General features: G+C 68.8%; 20 protein-coding genes. 9 read left to right on the top strand and 11 right to left on the bottom strand.

All coding sequences use genetic code 11. From position 1 onward, the window contains the following. Window positions 1-3 precede the first annotated feature (3 nt). Window positions 4-522 carry a hypothetical protein gene (locus CBQ26_RS06950; protein ID WP_088247810.1) on the bottom strand — a complete coding sequence of 173 codons (519 nt, stop codon included), beginning with the start codon at window positions 520-522 and terminating at the stop codon, window positions 4-6. Between the two features lie 132 nt (window positions 523-654). Here CBQ26_RS06950 and CBQ26_RS06945 point away from each other — a divergent pair, with 132 nt between their 5' ends. From CBQ26_RS06945 to CBQ26_RS06935, 3 genes are all read left to right on the top strand, one after another. Further along, window positions 655-2,010, top strand: a complete 1,356-nt coding sequence (locus CBQ26_RS06945) for an acyl-CoA dehydrogenase family protein (protein ID WP_088247809.1) — start codon at window positions 655-657, stop codon at window positions 2,008-2,010. Window positions 2,011-2,042: 32 nt separating this feature from the next. Then, the gene (locus CBQ26_RS06940) at window positions 2,043-2,858 is read left to right on the top strand and encodes an alpha/beta fold hydrolase (RefSeq protein ID WP_216360338.1); all 816 of its coding nucleotides are present in this window, start codon (window positions 2,043-2,045) and stop codon (window positions 2,856-2,858) included. A 130-nt stretch (window positions 2,859-2,988) separates the two neighbouring features. Beyond that, window positions 2,989-5,547 carry an ATP-binding cassette domain-containing protein gene (locus CBQ26_RS06935; RefSeq protein ID WP_088247807.1) on the top strand — a complete coding sequence of 853 codons (2,559 nt, stop codon included), beginning with the start codon at window positions 2,989-2,991 and terminating at the stop codon, window positions 5,545-5,547. 98 nt (window positions 5,548-5,645) lie between these two features. On the opposite strand, the gene CBQ26_RS22790 is transcribed toward CBQ26_RS06935, so the two are convergent. Both CBQ26_RS22790 and CBQ26_RS06930 read right to left on the bottom strand, forming a co-directional pair. Then, window positions 5,646-5,777 (bottom strand): MFS transporter small subunit, encoded by a 132-nt coding sequence (locus tag CBQ26_RS22790; RefSeq protein ID WP_268248294.1) that lies wholly within the window; start codon window positions 5,775-5,777, stop codon window positions 5,646-5,648. Between the two features lie 52 nt (window positions 5,778-5,829). Then, on the bottom strand, window positions 5,830-7,230 hold the full coding sequence (locus tag CBQ26_RS06930) for an L-lactate MFS transporter (RefSeq protein WP_088247806.1): 1,401 nt from the start codon (window positions 7,228-7,230) through the stop codon (window positions 5,830-5,832). A gap of 261 nt (window positions 7,231-7,491) precedes the next feature. Here CBQ26_RS06930 and CBQ26_RS21260 point away from each other — a divergent pair, with 261 nt between their 5' ends. After that, the gene (locus CBQ26_RS21260; RefSeq protein WP_143341996.1) at window positions 7,492-7,965 is read left to right on the top strand and encodes a hypothetical protein; all 474 of its coding nucleotides are present in this window, start codon (window positions 7,492-7,494) and stop codon (window positions 7,963-7,965) included. 110 nt (window positions 7,966-8,075) lie between these two features. Here CBQ26_RS21260 and CBQ26_RS06925 read toward each other — a convergent pair whose 3' ends face one another. From CBQ26_RS06925 to mntE, 4 genes are all read right to left on the bottom strand, one after another. Next, window positions 8,076-8,861, bottom strand: a complete 786-nt coding sequence (locus CBQ26_RS06925; RefSeq protein ID WP_088247805.1) for a formate dehydrogenase accessory sulfurtransferase FdhD — start codon at window positions 8,859-8,861, stop codon at window positions 8,076-8,078. 32 nt (window positions 8,862-8,893) lie between these two features. Beyond that, entirely contained in the window at window positions 8,894-9,397 is a 504-nt protein-coding gene (locus CBQ26_RS06920) for a helical membrane plugin domain-containing protein (protein WP_088247804.1), read from the bottom strand. A gap of 54 nt (window positions 9,398-9,451) precedes the next feature. Further along, complete coding sequence (fdhF, locus tag CBQ26_RS06915) at window positions 9,452-12,547, bottom strand: formate dehydrogenase subunit alpha (protein ID WP_088247803.1); 3,096 nt, start codon at window positions 12,545-12,547, stop codon at window positions 9,452-9,454. A gap of 101 nt (window positions 12,548-12,648) precedes the next feature. Further along, complete coding sequence (gene mntE, locus CBQ26_RS06910) at window positions 12,649-13,572, bottom strand: manganese efflux transporter MntE (RefSeq protein WP_229844037.1); 924 nt, start codon at window positions 13,570-13,572, stop codon at window positions 12,649-12,651. A 120-nt stretch (window positions 13,573-13,692) separates the two neighbouring features. Between mntE and CBQ26_RS06905 the strand changes: the two genes are divergently transcribed. After that, window positions 13,693-16,965: a UvrD-helicase domain-containing protein gene (locus CBQ26_RS06905; RefSeq protein WP_143341994.1), complete on the top strand. Its 3,273-nt coding sequence runs from the start codon at window positions 13,693-13,695 to the stop codon at window positions 16,963-16,965. Window positions 16,966-17,131: 166 nt separating this feature from the next. Continuing rightward, a complete protein-coding gene (locus tag CBQ26_RS06900) occupies window positions 17,132-17,548 on the top strand; it encodes a polymorphic toxin-type HINT domain-containing protein (protein ID WP_244897988.1) in 417 nt (138 codons plus the stop codon). 833 nt (window positions 17,549-18,381) lie between these two features. Here CBQ26_RS06900 and CBQ26_RS06895 read toward each other — a convergent pair. Genes CBQ26_RS06895 through CBQ26_RS06885 form a run of 3 tightly spaced genes read right to left on the bottom strand, consistent with a single transcriptional unit; the run spans window position 18,382 to window position 21,236 of the window. Next, on the bottom strand, window positions 18,382-18,846 hold the full coding sequence (locus tag CBQ26_RS06895; RefSeq protein WP_088247800.1) for an NUDIX hydrolase: 465 nt from the start codon (window positions 18,844-18,846) through the stop codon (window positions 18,382-18,384). Continuing rightward, window positions 18,843-20,237: a hypothetical protein gene (locus tag CBQ26_RS06890; RefSeq protein ID WP_088247799.1), complete on the bottom strand. Its 1,395-nt coding sequence runs from the start codon at window positions 20,235-20,237 to the stop codon at window positions 18,843-18,845. The genes CBQ26_RS06895 and CBQ26_RS06890 overlap by 4 nt, the downstream gene beginning before the upstream one ends. Window positions 20,238-20,276: 39 nt before the next feature. Next, window positions 20,277-21,236 (bottom strand): CAP domain-containing protein, encoded by a 960-nt coding sequence (locus CBQ26_RS06885; RefSeq protein WP_088247798.1) that lies wholly within the window; start codon window positions 21,234-21,236, stop codon window positions 20,277-20,279. Between the two features lie 187 nt (window positions 21,237-21,423). Here CBQ26_RS06885 and CBQ26_RS06880 point away from each other — a divergent pair, with 187 nt between their 5' ends. Then, a complete protein-coding gene (locus tag CBQ26_RS06880) occupies window positions 21,424-22,584 on the top strand; it encodes an aminotransferase class V-fold PLP-dependent enzyme (protein ID WP_172417943.1) in 1,161 nt (386 codons plus the stop codon). 96 nt (window positions 22,585-22,680) lie between these two features. Here CBQ26_RS06880 and CBQ26_RS06875 read toward each other — a convergent pair whose 3' ends face one another. Next, window positions 22,681-22,890: a hypothetical protein gene (locus tag CBQ26_RS06875; protein ID WP_088247797.1), complete on the bottom strand. Its 210-nt coding sequence runs from the start codon at window positions 22,888-22,890 to the stop codon at window positions 22,681-22,683. Window positions 22,891-23,143: 253 nt separating this feature from the next. Here CBQ26_RS06875 and CBQ26_RS06870 point away from each other — a divergent pair, with 253 nt between their 5' ends. Both CBQ26_RS06870 and deoD read left to right on the top strand, forming a co-directional pair. After that, entirely contained in the window at window positions 23,144-24,361 is a 1,218-nt protein-coding gene (locus CBQ26_RS06870; protein WP_088247796.1) for an alanyl-tRNA editing protein, read from the top strand. A 40-nt stretch (window positions 24,362-24,401) separates the two neighbouring features. Then, window positions 24,402-25,109, top strand: a complete 708-nt coding sequence (gene deoD / locus CBQ26_RS06865) for a purine-nucleoside phosphorylase (RefSeq protein ID WP_088247795.1) — start codon at window positions 24,402-24,404, stop codon at window positions 25,107-25,109. The last annotated feature ends 38 nt before the right edge of the window (window positions 25,110-25,147 follow it).

Below are 25,147 nucleotides of genomic sequence, written 5' to 3'. Positions count from 1 at the left end.
GGCTCAGGCGAGGCCGCAGGCGCGCTGCACCAGCAGGTGCAGTTCGTCGCGGCCCAGGCGCCGGGCGTCCAGCGTCAGGCCGTCCGGCAGGCTGCTCAGGCCCGCCACGAGCGGCGCGAAACGCAGTTCCGGCCGGGCGATCAGGTCGCGGCGGGCGGTGAAGGCCAGCACGAAATCCACCCGCAGTTCGAAGTGCGCGTTCAGTTCCGCGCGCAGCGGGGCCGGGTCGCCGCCCAGCAGGGCCAGCAGCGCCGGATGCGGCGCGAAGCCGTCCTCCAGGTCGCGGGCGGCGCGCGCCTCGTCCAGGAATATCCCGGCGTTCGGCAGGGTGTAGCCGCTCACGCGGCGGCGGCAGAGGTCCGGCGCGTCGCCGCGCACGAGTGTCACCTGCCGCCCGGCCCGCCCGGCGCTGCCCAGCATGGACCACAGGCGGCCCAGGCTGGAGTAGCGGGCCAGTTCCACGTACCCGGCCGGACGGGTCGGCAGGGGACGGGTGGGGCGCGGCGTGGACGGGGCGCTCATGGCCGGATGCTAGCGCCTGCGGGGAGCGGCGCGGCGACCGGGCCGACCGTGAAGGCCGCATGAACGGGGCGGCGCGTGAAGCGCGACAGCGCACGCAATCTGAGGATTGTTGAACGCGGTACAACACGGAGCATGAACACTCCCAACGTGGACGCCCAGGCGCTGCTGGCCGGGCTGGACCTCGAAGCGCTCGCCCGCCTCAACCAACGGCTCGATCTGGGCGCCCTCGTGAAGGCCGCCGCCGGCATGAGCGACTCGCAGCTCAAGGGACTGACCCGCCTGATGAGCGCCGCGCCCGAGAAGGCCCCGCGCCTGCCCACCCCGGACGCCGACTTCTTCGGGCAGATGGACACCCTGACCCAGCAGCAACGCGACTTTGCCGGCGAGGTGCGCGGCTTCATGCACACGCACGTCTCGCCGATCATGAACGAGTACTGGAACCGCGACGAGTTCCCCCGCCACCTGATTCCGGAACTGAAGAAACACGACTTCCTGCGCCGCATCTGGAACGAGGACGGCAGCCGCACCCCCGACGCCACCATCATGGAAGGCCTGTTCACCATGGAAGCCTGCAAGGTGGACGTCAGCACCGCCGTGTTCTTCGGCGTGCACGCCGGACTGGCCTTCGCGTCCATCGCGCTGGGCGGCAGCGACGCGCAGAAGGCCGAGTGGCTGCCGAAGATGCTGGACATGGACGTGATCGGCGCGTTCGGCCTGACCGAACCCGAGGGCGGCTCGCAGGTCAGCCAGGGCATGCGCACCACCTGCAAACGCGACGGCGACAGCTGGACCCTGCGCGGCCAGAAGAAATGGATCGGGAACAGCCCCTTCAGCGACTTCACGGTCATCTGGGCGCGCGACGTGGACACCCAGGAGGTGCGCGGCTTCATCGTCCGCGCCGGCACGCCCGGCTACGAGGTCGAGAAGATCGAGGGCAAGACCGCGCTGCGGATCGTCGAGAACGGCCTGATCACCCTGACCGACTGCCGCGTGCCCGACACCGACCGCCTGCAGAACGTGCAGGGCTGGCGCACCACCGCCGAGGTTCTGAAACTCACCCGCGCCGGTGTCGCGTGGCAGGGCGTCGGCTGCGCCATGGGCGCCTACGAACTGGCCGCCGCGTACGCCCAGACCCGCGAGCAGTTCGGCAAACGCATCGGGGAATTCCAGCTCATCCAGAACCACCTCGTGCACATGCTGGGCAACGTCAGCACCCTGTTCGCGCTGTGCCTGCGCCTGAGCCACATGGCCGACGCGGGCGACATGCGCGACGAGCACGCCGCCCTCGCCAAGGTTGTCACCGCCGCCCGCTGCCGCGAGACGGTCGCCCTGGCCCGTGAGACCTTCGGCGGAAACGGCATCCTGCTCGAATACGGCGTCGCCAAGCACTTCGCGGACACCGAGGCCATCTACTCCTACGAGGGCACCAACGAGATCAACACCCTGGTCGTCGGGCGGGCCATCACCGGCCTCAGCGCGTTCGTGTAAGGGTGGGGGAGGACCGGGCCTATGCTGGGGGCGTGAGTACCGAACCTGCCCCGACCCCGCCCGCCCCTGTCCGTTCCCGGCGCCGCCCGCGCCTCTCGCCGCGCGTGCGGGCGTGGGTGATCGCGGGCGTCTCGCTGCTGGGCGGGTACCTGATCTCGACGGCGCGGCAGGCGGTCGTGCGGCCCCCGCTGGTCGTCGGGCAGGACGCCGTGCCCCCCTCCGGACAGGACACGGCGCGCGTGACGCTGGAGAACGTGGGCGGCCCCGTCATCGACATCCGGCCCGCGCAGGGCGAGGCGGACACGCTGCTGGTGTTCTACCCCGGCGGGCTGGTGCGCCCCCAGGCGTACGAGTGGCTGGGCCGTGCGCTGGCCGATCAGGGCGTGCAGACGGTCATTCCGGCCTTCCCGCTGGACCTTGCCGTGACCGGCATAGGGCGCGCGGACGGATTGATCGCGCAGTACGGCCAGGGCAAGCGCGTGGTGATCGCCGGTCACTCGCTGGGCGGCGCGATGGCCGCGCAGTACGCCGCGAACAACCCCGACGCCCTGGCCGGCCTGATCCTGATGGCCGCGTACCCCGCTGGGAACGTCAGCCTGAAGGACCGGACGCTCCCTGTGCTGTCGCTGCTGGCCGAACGGGATGGGGTGGCCGCCCCTGACGACGTGCGCGGCGGCCTGGACCGCCTGCCCAGCGGCACCACCCTGACCGTCATTCCCGGCGCAGTCCACTCGTTCTTCGGACGCTACGGCCCCCAGAAGGGTGACGGCCTGCCCACCGTCACGCACGCGCAGGCGGAAGAGGAGATCCTGAACGCCGTGCAGGACTTCCTGACCGGACTGAACTGATTTCGCTGGCAGTCCGGTGCCCTGCCGGGTTGTCAGCGAAACAGACGGCAATCCGTATGGCGGCGGAGCATGGGCAACGGCTGAAGGCTCCGCGTACCCGCCCGGCGGGCGGCGGGGGAATCATGCCGGGATGAACGACCTTCCCTCCTCCTCCCGTGACGGGTTCGTGCAGGTGCGCGGCGCGCGGGAACACAACCTGAAGAACGTGGACGTGGACCTGCCCAGAGGCGCGCTGGTGGTGTTCACGGGCGTGTCGGGCTCCGGGAAGTCCTCGCTGGCGTTCGGGACGCTGTACGCCGAGGCGCAGCGCCGCTACCTGGATTCCGTGTCGCCGTACGCGCGGCGGCTGTTCAACCAGCTGGGCACGCCGGACGTGGACCGCATCGACGGCCTGCCGCCCGCCGTGGCCCTGCAACAGGGGCGGGGCGTCACGTCGGCGCGCAGCAGCGTGGGCAGCCTGACCACCCTGAACAACGTGCTGCGCCTGTTGTACTCGCGCGCGGGGGACTACCCGGCCGGCCAGGGCATCATCTACGCCGAGGGGTTCTCGCCGAACACGCCCGAGGGCGCCTGCCCGGAGTGTCACGGGCTGGGCCGCGTGTTCGCCGTGACCGAGGAGAGCATGGTCCCGGACCCGTCCCTGACGATCCGCGAGCGGGCGGTGGCGGCGTGGCCGACCGCGTGGGCGGGGCAGAACCAGCGCGACATTCTGGTCACGCTGGGGTACGACGTGGACACCCCCTGGCGGGACCTGCCGCGCGAGGCCCGCGACTGGATCCTGTTCACGGACGAGCAACCGCAGGTGCCGGTGTATCCGGGCCTGACGCCCGAGGAGACGCGCCGTGCCGTGAAACGCCGCGCCGAACCGTCGTACCTGGGCACGTTCACCTCGGCGCGGCGGCATGTGCTGCACACCTTCGCGAACAGCGGCAGCGAGAGCATGAAGCGCCGGGCGGCGTCGTTCATGGTGATCCGTGAGTGCCCGGTCTGCCACGGCAAACGCCTGACCCGCGCGGCCCTGGGCGTGACGTTCGCCGGGCTGGACATCATGGATTTCTCGCGCCTGCCGCTACGCCGCGCCGCCGAACTGCTCGCCCCGGCCGCCGCCGGGCAGACCGTTCGCCCGGACGGCACGTCCCGCCCGCCCGAGGAGGCGCTGGCCCTGACCCGGCTGGCCGCCGACCTGTGCGCCCGCGTGGACGTGCTGGAACGCCTGGGCCTGGGCTACCTGACCCTGGAACGCGGCACGCCCACCCTGTCGCCCGGTGAACTGCAACGCCTGCGGCTGGCCACGCAGCTGTACTCGAACCTGTTCGGGGTGGTGTACGTGCTGGACGAACCTTCCGCCGGGCTGCACCCCGCCGACACCAAGGCCCTGCTGGGCGCCCTGGACCGCCTGAAAGCCGGGGGGAACTCGCTGTTCGTGGTGGAACACGAGCCGGGCGTGATCCGCCACGCCGACTGGATCGTGGACGTCGGCCCGCGCGCCGGGCAGCAGGGCGGGCAGGTGCTGTACAGCGGTCCCCCGGCGGGCCTGCGGGACGTGCCGGACTCGCTGACCGCCCGGCACCTGTTCGGGCCGCCCGCCCCGCTGCCCGAGGTGCGCCGCGACCCGACCGGCTGGCTGGACCTGCGCGGCGTGACCCGCAACAACCTGCGCGGCGTGGACGTGCGCCTGCCGCTGGGCGTCCTGACGGCCGTGACGGGCGTCAGCGGGTCCGGGAAGTCCAGCCTGATCACCCAGGCCCTCTCGGACCTGCTGGGCGCCCACCTGGGCCGCGAGGTCGCCCCGGTCGAGGCGGGTGCCGACCCGGCCGACCTGCTGACCGCCGACGACGCGCCCGCCCCCACGCAGGGCAGCCTGGGCGGCGACGTGGGGCGCGTGCGGCGGCTGGTGCAGGTCACGCAGGCACCCATCGGGCGCACGCCGCGCAGCAACCTCGCCACGTACACCGGCCTGTTCGACCATGTGCGCCGCCTGTTCGCCGCGACGCCCCTGGCCCGGCAGCGCCGCTACAGCGCGGGCCGCTTCTCGTTCAACGTGAAGGGTGGCCGCTGCGAACACTGCCAGGGCGAGGGCTTCGTGACCGTGGAACTGCTGTTCCTGCCGTCCGTGTACGCGCCCTGCCCCGTCTGCCACGGCACCCGCTTCAACGCCGCCACGCTGGAAGTCACCTGGCAGGGCCTGAACATCGCGCAGGTACTGGACCTGACCGTGGACGCCGCCGCGCCGGTGTTCGCAGAAGAGGCCCCCGTCCACCGCGCTCTGAGCACCCTGCAGGAGGTCGGCCTGGGCTATCTGCGCCTCGGGCAGCCCGCCACGGAACTCTCGGGCGGCGAGGCGCAGCGCGTGAAACTGGCCACCGAACTCCAGAAGGCCGTGCGCGGCCACACCGTGTACCTGCTGGACGAACCCACCACCGGCCTGCATCCCAGCGACGTGGAACGCCTGCACGCGCAGCTGAGCCGCCTCGTGGAGGCCGGGCACAGCGTCATGGTCGTCGAACACGACCTGGGCGTGATCGCCGCGAGCGACTGGGTCGTGGACCTCGGCCCCGGCGCGGGAGAGGACGGCGGGCAGGTTGTGGCCCAGGGCACCCCCGAACAGGTCGCCAGGGCCAGCGGCAGCCGCACCGCACCGTACCTGCGCCGCGAACTGGACGAACACGCCCAGCCCGCCCTGACCTGAACAGATGGCAACAGCAGACCTCCCCCGAAAGAGGGGGAGGCCGTCATCTGCCATCCGCGATCAGCCTTCTGCCATCAGCTGTCTGCCTGCTGGCCGGGTTACTGGAACAGTTGCGACACCTTGATCAGCGTCTGCCAGACCCCCCAGACGAGGGGAATGCCGGGCACCAGCCACGTCAGGTAGATCACGGGAGACAGCTGTTCGGTGGGTTCGGGGGTGGAACGGGTCATGCGGACCTCCTGGCTGGGATGGGTGCTGCGCTGGGCGTCAGTCGTGACTGCGTTAGTCGTGGCTGGGGGCGGGCGCGCGGTTCTCGGCCCAGAACTTCTCGGCGACGGGACGGACGAGCAGGTTGGCGACAAACCCCACGACCAGCAGCGCGGCCATGATGTACATGGTGGTGCTGTACGCCTGCGCGGCGGGAATCCCGGCCTTGATCTGACTGTCGCGGAAACCGTTCACGAGGCTGGGGCCGACGATGGCGGCGGCACTCCAGGCGAGCAGCAGGCGGCCGTGGATCGCGCCGACGTTCGCGGTGCCGAACATGTCCCGCAGGTACGCGGGAATGGTGGCGAAGCCGCCGCCGTACATGCTCATGATCACGCAGAAACCCGCGACGAACAGCGCCAGGCTGCCCATGTTGCCGAACATGGGAATCAGGAAGTACAGCACGGCGCCCAGCGCGAAGAAGATCATGTACGTGGGTTTGCGCCCGATGCGGTCGCTGGTCGAGGACCAGATGAACCGCCCGGCCATGTTGAAGATGCTCAGCAGGCCCACGAAGCCAGCGGCGGCGGCGGCCGTCACGCCGTTCCCGGCGCCCAGCACGCGGTCGCTGAACATCTCCTGGATCATCACGCTGGCCTGCCCGAGTACGCCGATGCCGGCCGTGACGTTCAGGAACAGCACGGCGAACAGCAGCCAGAACTGCGGGGTGCGGAAGGCCTGCTCGACCAGCACGTTATGAGAGGAGATCATGCCGCCCGCCGCCTGCGGTTTGGGGCTCCATCCGGCGGGTTTCCAGCCGTCGGCGGGCACGCGGATCAGGAACGCGCCGAACAGCATCATGATCAGGTACACGGCTCCCATGACCAGGAAGGTCGAGCCGACGCCCAGCGTGCCGTCACTGGCAAAGCGGGTCATCAGCGCGGTGCCCAGCGGACTGCCGATCAGGGCGCCGCCGCCGAAGCCCATGATGGCCATGCCGGTCGCCAGTCCGGGGCGGTCCGGGAACCACTTGATCAGCGTGCTGACCGGACTGATGTACCCCAGGCCCAGGCCGATGCCGCCCAGCACGCCGTTCCCGAAGATCACGAGAGGCAGCGAGTGCAGTTTCACCCCGAGCGCCGCGACGAAGAACCCGCCGCAGAACAGCAGGGCGCTGGCGAACATGGTCTTGCGCGGCCCCTCGCGTTCCACCCACTTGCCGAAGATGGCGCTGCTGGCCCCCAGGAAGAACAGGGCGACGCTGAAGATCAGGCCCACCTGGAACAGGGACCAGTCGCCAGGAGCGCCGGCCTCGGCGTTCAGGTCGCCGCTGATCAGGCGGGAGAGGGGCTTGTTGAACACCGAGTACCCGTAGATCTGCCCGATGCTGAGGTGTACGGCAAGTGCGGCGGGCGGGACCAGCCAGCGGGTCCAGCCCGGCCCTGCGACAGAATGCTCACGATCCAGAAATCCCATACGTCCTCCTGAAGCCCGTCAGTTTGTTTGACGTCAAGGAGTCTAGCGGGGGTGAGCCGGCGCGCACTTCATCGTTTCAGACCTGAACACTCATGGAGCAGGACAGCTGCCCGGCAGCCCGCTCAGCGCAAGGCCACCCGCTCCGCCCCGCTTCTCCGTTATTGCTGCCAGCAAGGAGGAATCTGGACGTCGTTTCGAGACATAGAGCAACTATCGCTGGAGGTCAAAAGAGCGGAATGAAAGAACAGTATCTTGAGCGGAATGGATCTCCCAAAGCTCAACAGCATCCTCGGTCATGCTGATCTGGCACGAGCGATGCGGACGATGACGGAACTTGAATTGCGTCAACTGGCCGTGAACAGTATCGAATGGGCACTGGGCCAATGTCAGGTGGACCCGCTCCAGTTTGCTCGCCCGCTGGACGCCATCCTGCTCGACAATTCGAACGCTGGCAACGTTGACTGGGAGAGCTTACGTGCTCTTGCAGATGAACTGGACGAGCAGGTTGACATCCACAATGAATCGTTTGCGCACGGCCCGCCGGAGAGCACAGAATCAGCAAAGTTCCAGCTGAAATTTCAACTGGCAAGAATGTTGGCAGCTCTCTGTGAGGGTGGTGATCGTACGCGGCCGACTTTGGACAGCACCGCTTGGTGTCTGTACGAAGTGTCGTTCGCCGTTGGACAGCCAACTTTCGATAGCTATATCAAGACTCTACGGACAGACCAACATTGACGCGTCAACAGATCTCCTGCGAAAGTGGATTTTCAGATCTCCCCCCGCTCTTGCCTGAAGCGAGGAATCCGGCCGCACGTTCGGCAGTCAGAGAGACTTTCGCAGGAGGTCTAGGGGAACGCCACCCGCTCCGCCCCGGCGTACACCGTCAGGCGGCCCTCACGGGTGAAGCCGCACAGCGTCACGCCGAACACGGAAGCCGTGTCCACTGCCAGACTGGTCGCCGCGCCCACCGCCACGACCACGCCGATCCCGGCCGTCACGGCCTTCTGCGCGATCTCGAAGCCAGCTCGGCTGCTGACCACCAGTACCTGATCCTCCAGCGGTCCGGGCTGCTGCCGGTGCGCCCAGCCGACCACCTTGTCCACGGCGTTGTGCCGCCCCACGTCCTCGCGAGCGCAGCGCAGCGCTCCGCTCGCCGTGAACAGTGCCGCGCCGTGCAGCCCTCCGGTCGCCGCGAAGCCCGGCTGCGCCGCCCGTAACCGTTCGGGCAGACCCGCCAGGAACGCGGCGTCCAGCGGACCCGCCGTCCAGACCGGCGGCGCGGCCCGGACCGCCAGCGCCTCGATGCTGCCCGACCCGCACACCCCGCAGGCACTCGACGACACCGCCAGCCGAGCGCCCGCCGCCAGCCGCGCAAATTCCGGTGTGCGCAGGTGCCACACGTTCGCGTTCTCCGGGTCCGGGTCCAGCGTAAACGCGGCGGGCAGCAGCCCCTCCGAGATCAGCCAGCCCAGCAGCAGCTCGCGGTCGTGCCCCGGCGTGCGCATCAGCACCCCCAGCGGCAGCGGCCCGCCGGGCGCGTGCAGGCGCAGTTCGAGCGGTTCCTCGACCGCCACGGCGTCCAGGCGAGCCGTTCCCTGCCCGTCCCGGAACAGCGTGACGGGGAGGCCCACGTTCGCCTCCCCGCCCTGGCTGCCAGCCTTGCTCAGCGGCCCACCTCGGACTGGTTGGCGGTGGTCGGCACGTCGCCGTTCGCCTCGCGCAGCGCCCGACCCGCCCCCTTCAGGACGGCGAACAGCGCGCCCAGCGCCACCTGTACGTCCCGGTCCTTGAGCAGGCCCATCAGTTCACCCAGGCCCACGCCCTTCCCGGCCGCGACGTGCCGCGCACCCTCGTTCACGCCGGTCGTGATGGCGCTGCCCAGAATGCCGACCTCGCGCGGGTCCAGCGCCGCCAGGGTCTTGCCCAGTTCGGTGGCGTTGCGCAGCAGGGTCGTGCCGCTCTCGCCGCCCGTGATGTGCAGCAGCGACGCGATCAGGCCCTCGCCGCCCCGCACGGTCTTGCCCGCCACGTCCAGCACGCCGTGCTCGTGCAGTTGCCGCAGCAGGTACAGCCCCTCCAGTAGCGCGTCGGTGGAATCCTCGACCTCGGAACGCAGTTTCTCCTGCGCGGTCGGGATGCGGGGCGTGAATTCAAGTGGTTTCGCCATGGTGTCTCCTGCGCGGAAGGGGGGAAGCGGTTGCCTGCCCCCTTCCGCTGAATGTCAGTCGTCAGCGCCGCCCATGACTGAGCCGCCCAGTGCCGGGCCGGCCAGTGCGTCGGCGCGGGCGTTCAGGCTGTCGCCGTGCATAGGCAGCAGCCCGCCGGGGAACACGTAGTCCGGCCGGGACCACTTGCGCTGCACCTCCACGCCCGTCTGCGGGGTCGGGTGGCCCCAGCGGTGGTTCTTCGCGGGCAGCGGGTTCTCGCCCACGTCGCGCAGGACTTCCATGCGCACGCGGGTGTCCTTGTACGCGGGGGTGTTCGTGATGCTGTCGCCGCGGCTGCCGGTCAGGAAGTTCACGGCGTCCCCGGCCTTGCGGGCGTTCATGGGCACGAAGACCTCGTTGCCGCTCACGCGGGCCGTGACGAGCGCGCGCAGACGCACCGCGCCGTGCTCGCTGATCAGCCGCACCCACTGCCCGCTCTGGAGTTGCCGTTCGGCTGCGAGTTCCGGGCTGACCTCCACGAACGTGTCCGGCGCCTTCCCGGCGATGCCCTCCACCCGGAAGGTCATGTTCCCCTCGTGGAAGTGCTCCAGCATGCGCCCGCTGTTCAGGTGCAGGTCGAATTCGTCGTTCGGGGCTTCCTGGCGGGGTTTGTACGTCGCCGGGTACAGCCGGGCCTTCCCGTCCGGGAAGTTGAAGCGCTCGCGGTGCAGCAGCGGCGAGTCGGTGCCGTCCTCGGCGACCGGCCAGCACAGCGTGTCGTACCCCTGCAGGCGGTCGTAACTGACACCCGCGAAGAACGGCGTGAGGCGCGCGATCTCGTCCATGACCTCGCTCGGGTGGCTGTACTTCCAGTCGGCGCCCATGCGCTGCGCGACGCCCTGGTAGATCTGCCAGTCGGGTTTCGTGCCCTTCAGGGGCGGCATGACCTCGTACAGCCGCTGGATGCGGCGTTCGGTGTTCGTGAACGTGCCTTCCTTCTCCAGCGACGCGGCGGCCGGGAACACCACGTCCGCGTACCGGGCGGTGTTCGTGAAGTACAGGTCCTGCACCACCAGGAATTCCAGCGCCTCGAAGCCCTGCGCCAGGTGGTTGGCGTTCGCGTCGGTCAGGCTCATCTCCTCGCCCGTGATCCACATGGCCTTCAACTTGCCCTGGATGGCCGCGTCGAGCATCTGGGTGTTGTCCAGGCCGCGTTCCGGGCGCAGCGTGACACCCCACTCGCGCTGGTGGCGCTGCACGACCAGATCGTCCCCGACCGGCTGGTACCCGCTGACCTGATCGGGCATGGCGCCCATGTCGCTGGCGCCCTGCACGTTGTTGTGACCGCGCAGCGGGAAGCCGCCGGTCCCGGTCCGGCCGAAGTTCCCGGTGATCAGCAGCAGGTTGCTGATGGCGGCGCTGGTATCGCTGCCGCCGCACTGCTGCGTGACGCCCATCGCCCACAGGACCGCCACGCGCTCCTCGGCGGCGATCTGGCGGGCCACGGCCTCCAGCGTCCCGGCGTCGATGCCCGTCTCGCGCTCGGCGTACTCCAGGGTGTACGTGCTGATGGACTGCCGGAATTCCTCCAGGCCGTTCACGCGCTCCGCCAGGAACACCCGGTCCTCCAGCCCGTTGTCCAGGATGAACTTGCTGACGGCGGCCAGCCACACGAAGTCCGTGCCGGGTTTCGGCCGCAGGAACAGGTCCGCGCGGGTCGCGAGTTCATGCTCGCGGATGTCGAACACCATCAGGCGGGTGTTGCCCAGCTTCTGCGCGCGTTTCACGCGGGTCGCCAGGACCGGGTGGCTCTCGGCGGCGTTGCTGCCCACCGTGATGACCAGCGAGGCGTTCTCGATGTCCTTGATGGTCCCGCTGTCCGCGCCGATCCCGGTCGTCAGGGACAGCCCCTTGCTGGCCGGGGACTGGCAGTACCGCGAGCAGTTGTCCACGTTGTTCGTCCCGATCACCTGACGGGCGAACTTCTGCACCATGAACGCTTCCTCGTTGCTGGCCTTGCTGCTCGCCACGAACGCCAGGGCGTCCGGGCCGTCCTTGGCGCGGATCTCCATGAAGCGGCGCGCCACGAGGTCCAGCGCCTCGTCCCAGGTCGCCTCGCGGAAGCGGTCGCCCTCGCGGATCAGCGGGGCGGTCAGGCGGTCCTCGCTGTTCACGTAATCCCAGCCGAACTTGCCCTTCACGCAGGTGCTGATGCCGTTGGCGTGCCCCAGGCCGGGTTCGACCTTCAGGATGTGCCGCTCGTCGGTCCACACGTCGAACGAGCAACCCACTCCGCAGTACGTGCAGACGGTCTTGGTCTTCTTGATGTACCGGTCGCGGGCCGCCGACTCGATCTCCGACACGTTCATGATCGGCTTGAGGCCCGCGCTGGCCTCCACGCCCTTGACCACGTCGATGGCGGCGTCCCAGACGGGCAGCGGAATGCCCGTGAACAGGCCCGCCTCGCCGATCATGGAATTCTCGATCAGGGCGTTGCAGGGGCAGACCGTGACGCAGTGCCCGCAGCTGACGCAACTGCTCTCGCCGATGGGTTTCCCGCCGTCCCACAGCACGCGCGGCTGCTCCATCTCCCAGCCGATGGTCAGGGTCTCGTTCACCTGCACGTTCTGGCAGGCCTCCACACAGCGGCCGCACAGGATGCACTGGTCCGGGTCGTAGCGGTAGAAGGGGTTCGATTCGTCCTTCGCGTAGCCCTTGGGCTGGAACGGCCGGGTCTGATGATCGATGCCCAGCAGGCCCAGCGTGTTGTGCACCGTGCAGTTCCCGTTGTTGTTGTCGCAGACCGTGCAGTACAGGTCGTGGTTTGCCACGATGCGGTCGTACGCGTCCCGCTGCGCGGCGCGGGCGGCGATCGTCTGCGTGCGCACCGTCATCCCGGCCGCGACCTTCGTGCCGCAGGCGCGGCCCACCACGCCGTCGATCTCGACCGTGCAGGTATCGCAGGTCTGGATCGGCCCCAGCTGCGGGTGGTAACACACCTGCGCCAGCTCGATCTGCGCGCGGTTGATCACGTCCACCAGAGGCTCGCCCACCCACGCCAGTTGCGGCGCTCCGTCCACCGTCACCTGAACCTGCTCGCCACGCGGCGGCCGCGTCGGCCCCACCGTGGAACGGATGTGCACGTCGTTCGGCACGTCGATCTCGCCCATATCTTCCTCCCTGAAGCTTTCAACGGCGAGTATAGGCATGACCGTTCGACATGAAAGAACTGTCGCATGAAGCCCGGCTTCATGAATGCCCGGCCCGGCGACTACAGCACCAGCACCCCGTGATGCTTGGCCTTCTCCTGCGGCTCCACGTGGATGCTGATCGACGACTGCGGCGTCCCGGCCCGGATGGCGTCCTCCAGCCGGTCGCAGATGCTGTGCGCCTCCTGCACCGTCATGTCGCCCGGCACCACCATGTGAAACTCGATGAAGGTCACGCTCCCCGCGTGCCGGGTCCGCAGGTCATGCATCTCCAGCGCCCCGTGCCCATGCAGCCGCATCGCCAGCCGGATCTTCTCCTCGGTCTCCCGGTCCACCGCCGCGTCCATCAGGCCGCCCACGCTTTCCCGCACCAGCCGCCACCCGCTCCAGAGGATGTTCAGCGCCACCAGAATCGCCAGCAGCGGGTCCAGCCACGCCTGACCCGTCAGGTGCGCCGCCAGCACGCCCAGCAGCACCCCCACGCTGGTCACCACGTCACTGAAGATGTGCCGCCCGTCCGCCAGCAACGCCGGGGACCGCAGCGCCCGCCCCTGCCGCAACAGCACTGACGCCCACACCGCGTTCAGCACCCCCGCCGCGAGGTTCACGCCCAGCCCCGCCACGCCCGAGAGCGCCGGCAACTCCGCCGGATTCAGCAGCGCCGGGAGCGCCTCGCGCACGATCGCCGCCGCCGCCAGCACGATCAGCACGCCCTCGGCCACCGCGCTGAAGTACTCGGCCTTCGTGTGCCCGTACGGGTGGTTGGCGTCCGCCGGGCGGGCCGCGACCCGCAACGCAATCAGCGCCGCGACCGCCGCCGCCACGTTGATGACGCTCTCCAGCGCGTCCGAGTACAGCGCCACGCTGCCCGTCATCAGGTACGCCACGGCCTTGAGCCCCAGCACCACCAGCGCCACCAGAATGCTGCCCGCTGCCAGCCTGGACGCACGCGAGGAAGTCTGAACAGAGGTCGAGGAAGCCGTCACCTGAGGAGGGTAGCAGGGTTAGGCAACCCGAAAACCGTGCCCGGTCCGGGAACACGCCACGCCCCCCGCCCCCCACCCTCATTACGCCCAGGGCAGAACGCAGGCTGGTACAATTCCCAGGTGAACCCGCCCGACCTGCTCGCCCAACTGAACCCCACCCAGGCACAGGCCGCCGACCACTACACCGGCCCCGCCCTCGTCATCGCCGGCGCCGGCAGCGGCAAGACCCGCACCCTGATCTACCGCATCGCCCACCTGATCGGCCACTACGGCGCCGCCCCCGGCGAGATCCTGGCCGTGACCTTCACCAACAAGGCCGCCGCCGAGATGCGCGAACGCGCCAGCCACCTCGTCCCCGGCGCCCAGGACCTCTGGATGAGCACCTTCCACTCCGCCGGCGTCCGCATCCTGCGCGCCTACGGCGAACACATCGGATTGAAACGCGGCTTCGTCATCTACGACGACGACGACCAGCTCGACGTCCTCAAGGACATCATGGGCAGCCTCCCCGGCATCGGCCCCGACACCAACCCCCGCGTCCTACGCGGCATCCTCGACCGCGCCAAGAGCAACCTCCAGACCCCCAGCGACCTCGACCGTGCCCACGAACCCTACCTCAGCGGCATCCCCAAAGAGGCCGCTGCCGAAGCCTACCGCCGTTACGAGGCCCGTAAAAAGGCGCAGAACGCCATCGACTTCGGCGACCTCATCACCGAAACCGTCCGCCTGTTCCGCGACGTTCCCGCCGTCCTGAACGCCGTCCAGAACCGCGCCCGCTTCATTCACGTCGACGAGTACCAGGACACCAACAAAGCCCAGTACGAACTGACCCGCCTGCTCGCCTCCAGGGACCGCAACCTGCTCGTCGTCGGGGACCCCGACCAGTGCCTGCCGCCCGGCACCCTGATCGGCACGCCGCAGGGACCGCGCCCCATCGAGACCATCGCAGAAGGCGACACCGTGTGCGGCGTCGGCGCGTCCGGCACGCGCCTGCCCGCGCAGGTCACGCACGTCAAACGCGGTCACTCGTGCGGACCACTCTGGAACGTGCAGACTGAGGCGCACACGCTGCGCGGCACGCCGCACCACATCGTCCTCGCGCGGCACCAGCCCATGCACGGCCAGTGGTACGTTTACCTGATGTACCGCGAGGACCGCGGCTACCGCGTGGGCCTGACCGTCGGTGCCCGGCAGAACAGCGAGGGACAGCCCGACTACGGTTACCGCGTCCGCCTGAACCAGGAAAACGGCGACAAGGTCTGGGTCCTGCGCGTCTGCGACACCCGCGCCGACGCCGCGTACTGGGAAGCGCTGTACGCCGCCCGCTACGGCCTGCCCACCGCGCTGTTCCACGGCGTCGGCCGGAACCTCGCCATGGGCGACGACCACCTGCAACGCCTGTTCCGCGAGATCGACACGCACTCCGCCGCCCGCCGCCTGATGACGGACCTGCACCTGCACCCGGACTTCCCGCACCACCGCCCGCAGAACGGCGTCAGGCGCCAGAGCCTGAACCTGATCATGTTCCAGGACCACCGGCACGGCAGCGTCGGCTACCACCGCATCCAGTGGAGCAGCAACCGCGCCGACATCGCCGCGAAACTCACGGACGCCGGGCACCCCGTCCGCACGAACGGACGCGGCGGCTACCGCCTCGAACTCAGCCGCAGGGACTACCCACAGGCCCTGGCCGAGGCCCGCCAGATCGCGCAGGACGGCGGCCTGGAACTGCAACGCAAAGCGCAGATCGGCGGCGCCATGTACGCCTTCACGCCCCTGTCACACCTGCACCCCGGCATGCTCCTGCTGGCCGACACCCCACACGGCCTCCAGGAAACAACCGTCACGCAGGTCACGCAGGAACACTACGACGGCCCCGTGTACGACCTGACCGTCACCCCCACCCACACCTACCTCGCGGGCGGCCTGCTCGTTCACAACAGCATCTACAAGTTCCGTGGCGCGGACATCCAGAACATCCTCGACTTCCAGAAGGACTACGCCGACGCGAAGGTCTACATGCTGGAGCACAACTACCGCTCCAGCGCCCGCGTGCTCGGCATTGCCAACCGGCTGATCGAGAACAACGCCGAACGCCTCGACAAGACCCTGAAAGCCGTCAAGGACGACGGGCCGCCCGTCGTGTTCCACCGCGCCACCGACCACCGCGCCGAGGGGGACTTCGTGTCCGAGTGGATCACGCGCCTGCACGCCCAGGAAGGCCGCCCGCTGACGGACATGGCCGTGCTGTACCGCACGAACGCGCAGTCCCGCGTGATCGAGGAGAGCCTGCGCCGCGTGCAGATTCCCGCGAAGATCGTGGGCGGCGTGGGCTTCTACGACCGCCGGGAAATCCGCGACATCCTCGCGTACGCCCGCCTCTCTATTAACCCCAGTGACGACGTGGCGCTGCGCCGCATCATCGGGCGGCCCCGGCGCGGCATCGGCGACACGGCCCTCACGAAACTCCTCGACTGGGCCGCCGCGCACCGCACCAGCCTGCTCGAAGCCTGCGCCCGCGCCGACACGGACGGCATCCTCGACCGTGGCGCGCAGAAAGCCGTGGATTTCGCCGCGCTGATGCACGCCATGAGCGACGCCGCCGACAACTACGAACCCGGCGCGTTCCTGCGCTACGTCATCGAAACCAGCGGCTACCTCGACCTGCTCCGCCAGGAAGGCCCGGAAGGACAGGTCCGCGCCGAGAACCTCGACGAACTCGTGAACGCCGCCGAGGAATGGTCACAGGACAACCAGGGCACCATCGGCGACTTCCTCGACGACGCCGCCCTGCTCTCCAGCGTGGACGACATGCGCACCAGACAGGAGAACAAAGGCGCGCCCGAAGAAGCCGTCACCCTCATGACCATGCACAACGCCAAAGGCCTGGAATTCCCCGTCGTGTTCATCGTGGGCGTCGAGGAAGGCCTGCTGCCCAGCAAAGGAGCCATCGCCGAGGCGGGCGGCATCGAGGAAGAACGCCGCCTGTTCTACGTCGGCATCACCCGCGCCATGGACCGCCTGTTCCTGACCGCCGCCGAGAACCGCATGCAGTACGGCAAAACCAACGCCGCCGAGGACAGCCGCTTCCTCGAAGAAATCGAAGGCGGCTTCGACACCGTCGACCCCTACGGACAGGTCGTCGAGTACCGCACCAAAACCTGGAAAACCTACCGCCCCACCGTCCCCACCGCCAGCGCCGTCAAGAACACCAGCCCCCTCACGTCCGGCATGGCCTACCGGGGCGGCGAACGCGTCCGCCACCCCAAATTCGGCGAGGGACAGGTCCTCGCCGTGGCCGGCATCGGCGACCGGCAGGAAGTCACGGTGCACTTCCCGACCGCTGGAACGAAAAAACTCCTGGTGAAATTCGCGAACCTCTCACCCGCCTGAACGCCGCGCCGGAGTGCCAAACCAGCGCACCCGGCCGCCCGATCCGCCCAGCCCAGGCCCGCGCCCACCACGTACAGAGACACGCCACCGCAGACGAGACAGGCGAGGGGCCGCCCCCGAGCCTCCAGCCACAACGGAAGGCCACCGCGACCTCAGCAGGAATTGGGTGGGCGCGGGACACCTGAAGATCGGCGATCAGATCAAGCAGGCCGACGGCACCATCGGCCTCGTCGCCAACGTCACCACCCCTGGGCAGACGCGCGAGATGTTCAACCTCACCGTCAGCGAGGCCCATACGTACTACGTGGGACAGGATGGGTGGCTGGTGCATAATGAAAGTAGGAGTCCTGTAGAAACGTACGATAGATTCAATTACGTATATGGACCTCCTGCAAATCTAGAGCAAAAGGCATTAGACATTGTTCATCAACTAAGCAGTGGAGCCAATCGAGTTATCTACTACAACGGCAACGGCTTGACGAGGGTAGCTATTGAAATGGGTGGCTCAATTCATAAAGATAAGGCCGCAAAACAAAGTATCACCATGTCTAATATGCGAATTAAACAGGATAAATTAATGTGAGGAAGGGCAAATGCAGGTCAAATTGGCAATTTCAAAGAAATCGAAGTTTGACTCGTGACCATGCAAGATCTAACAAGCGCCGAGCAGATAATTATAAGGCGGAATTACCAATGATCCGTAATTACACGATCTCCAGTAATTTAGTGCTCAGTATTGGTGATAACGTTAACGTCGATCTGGTTGATTCGATTCTCATATATCTTAAAATTGAGAATAATAGCAAGATAGAGATAGCACTTTATACATACATGGGTGATTTCAGAGTCAAATTCACGTTTGAAGACATTCGTTTCCTTGAATTAAATCTCGACCTGACGGAAGACCATGCTTTAGATTCAATTGAATTCGCTTATAGGGGGTATGATTCAAATATATATAGCTTTAGTGACGACTCCGAAGGGGACGTGATCTCGCTTAGATTTTTATTTTCAGATGGAAGGAGCTTGCATGTTGGTTCCCGATTATCAATAGTCGAGGTGTCGGCACAGAGAATCTAGTAATTTATTAAAATATATGTCATAGTTCTCAAATTGGTTTTATTAACAGTCAACTCAATCTTATAAGCTGCAAAATCTCAACAACCAGCCGCTTCACCCTCCCGTCTGTGATTAGTGGGCTCCCGAGTGCTATTTTTCTTCAGTGAAATATCCGGGTCCTTCGGGAACCGCCACAGCGCTATAGAATGGCTGGGATGCGGTGCTGAAGTTGCCCATCTTGACGTGCTTCCTGACTCACGAGCAGAAGCGGGAGGCGGCGGTGGTGCGGTCCGGGGCGGAGTTCGTGAAGACAAGCACGGGCTTCGGCATGGGCGGCGCTGGCGCAGGTTCGCGCTGTTACTCTTCGCGGTTGACGATGTGGCGGATTTCGCCGGGTGGGACGTCCAGCAGGTCGCGGATGACCAGCGGGTAGACCGGGGTGGATTCGGTGGCGTTCAGTGGGAGCCAGTGGCAGGTCACGCCGGGGTTGTCCTGCACGGCGAATTCTCTGTCCGGCAGTTCCGCTGGGGCGGGTGTGTGGTAGTAGAAGCCGATCTCGTGCTGGCGGCGGTCGGGGGGGCCGAAGAAGTTCTCGACCACGCCGACCAGTCGCAGTGGGCCGGGGGGCAGGCCTGTTTCTTCCGTCCATTCGCGGGCGGCGGCGGTGACGGAGTCCTCGCCGGTGGTGACGGCCCCGCCGGGCAGGTAGTGAAAGCCGATGCCGGGCTCGGTGTTCGTGAGGAGCGTGTCGCCGCGCGTGCAGAGGATGGCGACCCGCACGCTGAACTTCACGTCGCCCAAAGGCAGGCGGATATCGGTCATGCGCTGGCTTCGGCGCGGACGCTGGGGTCCGGGTCGGCTCGCAGGTGGTCGCGCAGGGTGGGGGAGAGGTCGGTGCGTCCGGCCAGGGCGAGGCGCACGCCGTCGTCCGGGTCGGTGGCCAGCGTGTCGTGCGTGCCCTCCGGGAGGTTCGGGTGGTGCGCGGCGGCGCGGCGCACGCCGGCGTTCGGGTCGCCGGCCAGTCGGGTCAGCAGGTCGGGGCTGGTGACGGGGGCATACGCGACGGCGCGGCGCACCTCGGGGTTCGGGTCGGCGGCCAGTCGGGTCAGCAGGTCGCCGTTCAGGTCGGGGCGCACGGCGAGGACGGTCCGCACGTTGGGGTCCGGGTCGCCGGTCAGGGCGTCCAGCACGGCCGGGCTGAGGTGCTCGGCGCTGGCGACGTGCAGGCGGATGTCCTGTTCGGGCGCGCGGGCCAGCGTCAGGACGGCCTCGTCGGGCAGGTCGTTGCGTTCCAGCACGGCGCGGCGCACGGTTTCGGTCTCGTCGGCGGCCAGTCGGGTCAGCGTGGCGGGGGGCGTGTCGGGCCGGCGGGCCAGGGCGGCGCGGACGTCCGGGTCGGCGTCCAGTTCGGCGCGGCTCAGCCACGCGGTGGGGACCGTCCAGCCCTGCAGGGCGGCGGCGCGCACGGTCGGCTGGTCGTGCGTGGCGAGCCACTCGCGGACGCTGCGGGGCAGGTCCACGCGGCGGGCCAGGGTGGCCAGGACGTCCGGGTCGCTGTCGGTCCCGAGCGTCAGGATGCAGTCGAGCGGCAGGTCCAGTCGCCGGGCGGCGCTGGCGCGGACCAGTCCGTGCGGGTCGCCGACCAGGGTGCGCAGGGTGTCGCCGGGCAAGTCCGTGCGGAGTGCGACGGCCTTGCGCACGTCGTAGTCGTCGTCGGCGGCCAGTTGCCGCGCCAGCGGTTCGGGCAGGTCCTCGCGGCGCGCGACGGCTTCCCGGATCTGCCAGCCGGCGTCCACGGCCAGCGCCGCCACGCGCGCCTCGCTCAGGTCGGGGCGGGCGGCCAGGGCCGTGCGGACCGCGTAGTCCTCGTGGCGCAGCGCGGCGTCTGCGACCCAGCCGGGCGAGCCGTCCGCGTTCAGCAGCGCGATCACGCTGTCCGCCGGGAACGAGGACAGCAGGTTCGGGCGGGCCAGTCGCATCAGTGGCAGGCCGGGGTTGGCGAGTACGTCCGCCGGGTACGCGGCGGCCAGGGACCCCAGGATGTCGGTGGGGGTGTTCGGGTGCCGGGCGACCAGCGCCCTGACGCGCGAGTCCGGGTGGGCCGACAGGCCGCTCAGCAGGTCCGCCGAGGCGCGCGGACTGGCCGCCGCCTCCAGCGCCCCCTCGGTCCCCAGGGTGGTCAGGGTCCGCGGATCAAGGTCGGAGAACGTCATGCGCCCGACTATGCCACGCGGAACGGCCGGCAGTCCGGATCAGCGGCCGAAGGTCTGCACCCAGTAGTTGGCGAAGGTGTTGGTGGGGGTGCCGTTGCCCACGGCCGCGCCGAACAGGGTCCATTGGGGGTCCATGAGGGTGCGGCAGTGGCCGGGGCTTCTGAGCAGGGTGTCGAGGGCCTCCTCGGGGGTGATCACGTCGTACGCGGCGTTCTCGTTGGACACTTCGCCCGTGAAGCCGTGCTGGCGGGCGCGTTCCAGGGGTTCGCTGCCCGTTTCGGGGTTCACGTGTCCGCGGAAGTTCAGGCGGATCATGTCGTCGACGTGCATCTGGGCGCTCAGGGCCAAGGGTTCGTGCCAGACGAGCGGGCCGGTCGTGCCGTACAGCCTGTCCCCGCAGCGCTGGCCGTGCCTGCGGGCCTCGTTGGTGATGTTCATGAGCCGCACCATCCACTCGCGCGGGTCGCCGACGTCGATCTGTGCGGGCTGGACGTACACGAGCGCGGCGCGTCCGCCCTGCACGGCCACCCCGAAGCGGCTGAAGCCGACGCGGTGCCCGCACTGGTTGGCCAGGGCGTCCGCCACGGCCTGGACCTTCCCGAGTTTAGGGAGCGTGAACTGCGCCAGGCGCTTGGCGGGGTACTGGGCGCTGCTCAGTTCGGCTTTCAGCGGAAAGCCCCGCAGGACCCGCGCGGCCACCCCGTCCAGGGTCGCGTCGCGCCGCGCCTGCTGCCCGCAGCTCAGGAAGTCGGCCTGCACGAGTTGCGCGAACACGTCGGCGCTGTCGACCATCAGGTCCGGGCGCAGCACCGCGCCGCCGGGCAGGGTCACGCCGCTGCCGCTGGCCGGGGCCGGGGGCGTGCCGGTGGGCGCGGTCGGCAGCGGCACGGTCGCCTGGGCGTGTGCGGCGGTCAGCGAGGTCAGTCCGGCGAGGGCGGTGGTCAGGAGGGCGGCGCGGAGCTGACGGGGGAGGGGAGCGGATGAAGACAATCTGGGCATCGCCTGTCCACTACATCATGAGAACTACACACTGTCCTCACGATCTGCCACATGAGGGTGCTGTTTCTCACATCGGCGGGTCGTCCACCCGCCGGGGGTGCAGGCTTGGTCTGTCATGCGGTACGGGCGCGGTACTCCGCTGCACAGCGCCGCCCGGCGCGGGGCGGTGGGGGCTACCATGCGGGGCATGAGCGACGCACTCCCGACGCAGCACACGCCCCTGAACCGCACCCGACTGATCGCCCCCGGCCCGGTCGAGGTGGCGCCGGACGTGCTGGCGCAGCTGGCGCAGCCGCAGATGCACCACCGCGCGCAGGCAGGCATCGACAAACTGATGGAGGCCCGCGCGCAGCTCACGCAACTGCTGGGCGATCCGTACGACGCGGTCATCACGACCAGCAGCGGCACCGGCGCGTTCGAGGGCGCGCTGCTGAGCACCACCCCGGCAGGCGCGCGGGTCGTGAACGCCCAGGCCGGGAAGTTCAGCGAACGCTGGGGCGAGATGGCGCAGCGCTTCGGGTACGACACGGCCCTGGTGGCCCGGCCCTGGGGCGAGGTCCTCGACCCGCAGGAGGTCGCGGACGCCACACGCGGCGCGCACACCCTGCTGATCACGCACAGCGAGACCAGCACGGGCGCCCTGCACGACCTGGAAGCCATCGCCCGCGCCGCGAAGGCCCAGAACCCGGACCTGATCATCATCGCCGACGGCATCACGTCGTACGGCGTGGCCGAACTGCGTCCCGCCGCGTGGGGCGTGGACGTGATCGTGTCCGGCAGCCAGAAGGGCACCGCCACCCCGCCGGGCCTGGGCTTCGTGCTGTTCAGCCCCGAGGTGCAGGCCCGCATGATCCGCAATCCGGGCAACGCCTTCTACCTCGACATGACCCGCGAACTGGCCGGGCAGAAGGCCGGCAGCACCCCACAGACGCCCGCCATCAACCTGATCTACGCCCTGAGCACCGCGCTGGACCGCCTGCTGAGCGTGCCGCGCGAGGTCCTGTGGGCCGAGCAGCGCCGCAAGACCGACGCCCTGATCGCCGCCGGCACCGCACTGGGCGCGCCCGCCTGGGCGCCGCGCACCAGCCCGGCCGTCGCGGTCCTGACACCCCCGGCGGGCATCACGGGCCGTCAGGTGGCGGCGCAACTGGCCGAGATGGGTCAGCGCGCCCTGCCCGGACAGGCCCCCCACGAGGACACCGTGTTCCGCGTGAGCACCATGGGCTACGCCGACCGTTACGACGCCCTGGCTATCGCCGGAATCCTGGAGGACGCCTTCGCGGCCCTGGGCGTGCCCTTCGAGCGGGGCGTCGCCGTGAACGCCGCGTGGCAGGCGCTGCAAGGCTGAAGCGCCGGCCAGACTGCCCGTAGGTATACGCAGAACCGCCCCAGCTTCAAGCCGGGGCGGTTCTGCGTGGGTAGTTGCGTGGGTGGTGGGCTGTGCTCAGCGGACGGGGGGCGTGCCGCTGGGCGGGTCGCCGGCCGGGGGGTCACGGCGCTTGGTGCTCGTCACGCCCGCCAGGATGCCCAGGCCGAGCAGGACGACGGCGGCGATCAGGGTGTACGACTGCGGCCAGGCGAAGGCGTTGCCCGCGATGAACAGCGCGACGATAAGAACGACGATTCCGATCATGTAGATGGTGAAGTTCGACATAGTGACCTCCTGTTCCGGTATGCGGACCGGACGCTGAATGCTGGAAATGGACGTTCGGTGTTCACGTTGGATCTCGTGACCTGTCCGGTGTCCCGTTGAATGTGACCAGTGTAGGGAATCCAATCTGACGCTGCCGAAATGAAGTGTTGAACTGATCTTGAAAGGGGCTTTAAATGGCCTTCAGGTCTGTCTGCCCGTGCCCAGGCCAGGGGGGACGGGTGGACACCGGCCCGCGTACCGTACCCTGTCGGGCATGACCCGCGCCCTGTACCACGGCTCCCACGACCTGCTGTTCACCGCCCACGTCATGCACGCCGCCGGGCAGGAGGTCGCGCTGGATGCCACGGCTCTGTACCCGGAGGCGGGCGGGCAGGCCGCCGACACCGGCACGCTGCGCTGGACCGGCGCGGACGGCGAACCCCGCGCGGCGACCGTGACGCACAGCCGCCAGGAGAAGGCGACCGGCCTGATCTGGCACGCCCTGACCGGCGACGTGCACCCGGTCGGCATGCCGGTCAAGGGGGAGGTGGACGCCGCCCGCCGCTGGCGGCACTCGCAGCGGCACAGCGCCGAACACCTGCTCGCCCAGGCCTTCGTGCGCGTGAACCCGGCGTTCACGGTGGACGCCGTGAACATGACCGGCCCCGAATGCACCCTGGACCTGCGCGGCGACCCGGCCGAGCTGCACGTGCGGGCCGCCGAGACCCTGCTGCGCGAGACGCTGGGCCGCACGGACCTGACCCTGGAAACACCGGTCGTGCCGGACCACGACCTGCCCCGCTACCCGCTGCGCCGCGCGCCGAAAGTCAGCGGGAACGTGCGGCTCGTGATCTTCCGGGACGGGCAGGGCGAACCGTTCGACGTGAGCGCCTGCGGCGGCACCCACGTCCCGCGCGCCTCCATGGCCGCGCCGGTCGTGATCCTGCGGACCGAACGGGTGCGGGGCGGCGTGACCCGCGTGACCTTCATGGCGGGCGAGGAGGCGGGCGCTCACCTGAGCGGCGTGTACGCCGGCGCCCGCCGGCTGGCCGCCGGGTTCAGCGTGCCGGTCGAGCGCCTGCCCGAACGGGTCGAGGCGCTGACTGCCGAGCGGGCCGCGCTGGCCGCGCAGGTGGACGCCCTGCACGCCGCGCACGCCCGCACCCTGCGCGACGCCGCCCCCACGGAGGTTCACGGACCCGTGACCCTGCGCCCGGTCACACTGCGCCTTGTGACGCTGCCCGACCCGGCCGGTCTGCTGCCCGCCCTGACCGACCTGACCACCGGCGAGGTCGTCGTGGCCGTCACCGACGCGGGGCGCGTGGGCATCGGCAGCGCGCACCCGGACCTGAACGCCGCCGGGGTGCTGCGCGCCGCGCTGACCGCCAGCGGCGGCAAGGGCGGCGGCCGCCCCGACCTCGCGCAGGGCAGCACCCCGGACGTGGCCGCCTTCACGCGCGCCGTCCGGGGGGCGCTCCTCACCACCGCCTGACAGTTCACAGCCACCCCGGAACTTGGTAGGCTCAGGGGTCATGAGTATTCACCTGAACGCCGAACCGGGCCAGATCGCCGAAACCGTCCTCCTGCCGGGCGACCCCCTGCGCGCCAAGCACATCGCCGAGACCTTCCTCACCGACCCCGTCCTGCACAACACCGTGCGCGGTATGCACGGCTACACCGGCACGTACAAGGGCCAGCGCGTCAGCGTGCAGGGCACCGGCATGGGCATCGCCAGCTCCATGATCTACGTCAGCGAACTGATCACGCAGTACGGCTGCAAGAACCTGATCCGCGTCGGCACCGCCGGCAGCTACCAGGAAAACGTGCACGTCCGCGACATCGTGCTCGCGCAGGCGGCCTGCACGGACAGCAACATCAACAACATCCGCTTCGGCGCGAAGAACTTCGCTCCCATCGCGGACTTCGAGCTGCTGATGCGCGCCTACCAGATCGCCCGCGAACGCGGCCACACCACGCACGTCGGGAACATCATGAGCAGCGACACCTTCTACCACGACGACTTCGACCAGTACAAAATCTGGGCGGACTTCGGCGTGCTGGCCGTCGAGATGGAGGCCGCCGGGCTGTACACCCTGGCCGCCAAGCACGGCGTCCGGGCCCTGACCGTCCTGACCATCAGCGACCACCTCGTCACCCGCGAGGAAACGACCGCCGAGGAACGCCAGCTGACCTTCAACGCCATGATCGAGATCGCCCTCGACGCCGCGCTGGGCGAGTAACCCTTCGGACTGCATCTGCCGGGTCGCCGTGTGCGGCC

It is taken from the genome of Deinococcus indicus, assembly GCF_002198095.1.
Classification (GTDB): Bacteria; Deinococcota; Deinococci; order Deinococcales; family Deinococcaceae; genus Deinococcus; species Deinococcus caeni.
The sequence above is the reverse complement of the archived record's forward strand: the minus strand, read 5'-3'. Positions and strand labels throughout refer to the sequence as shown.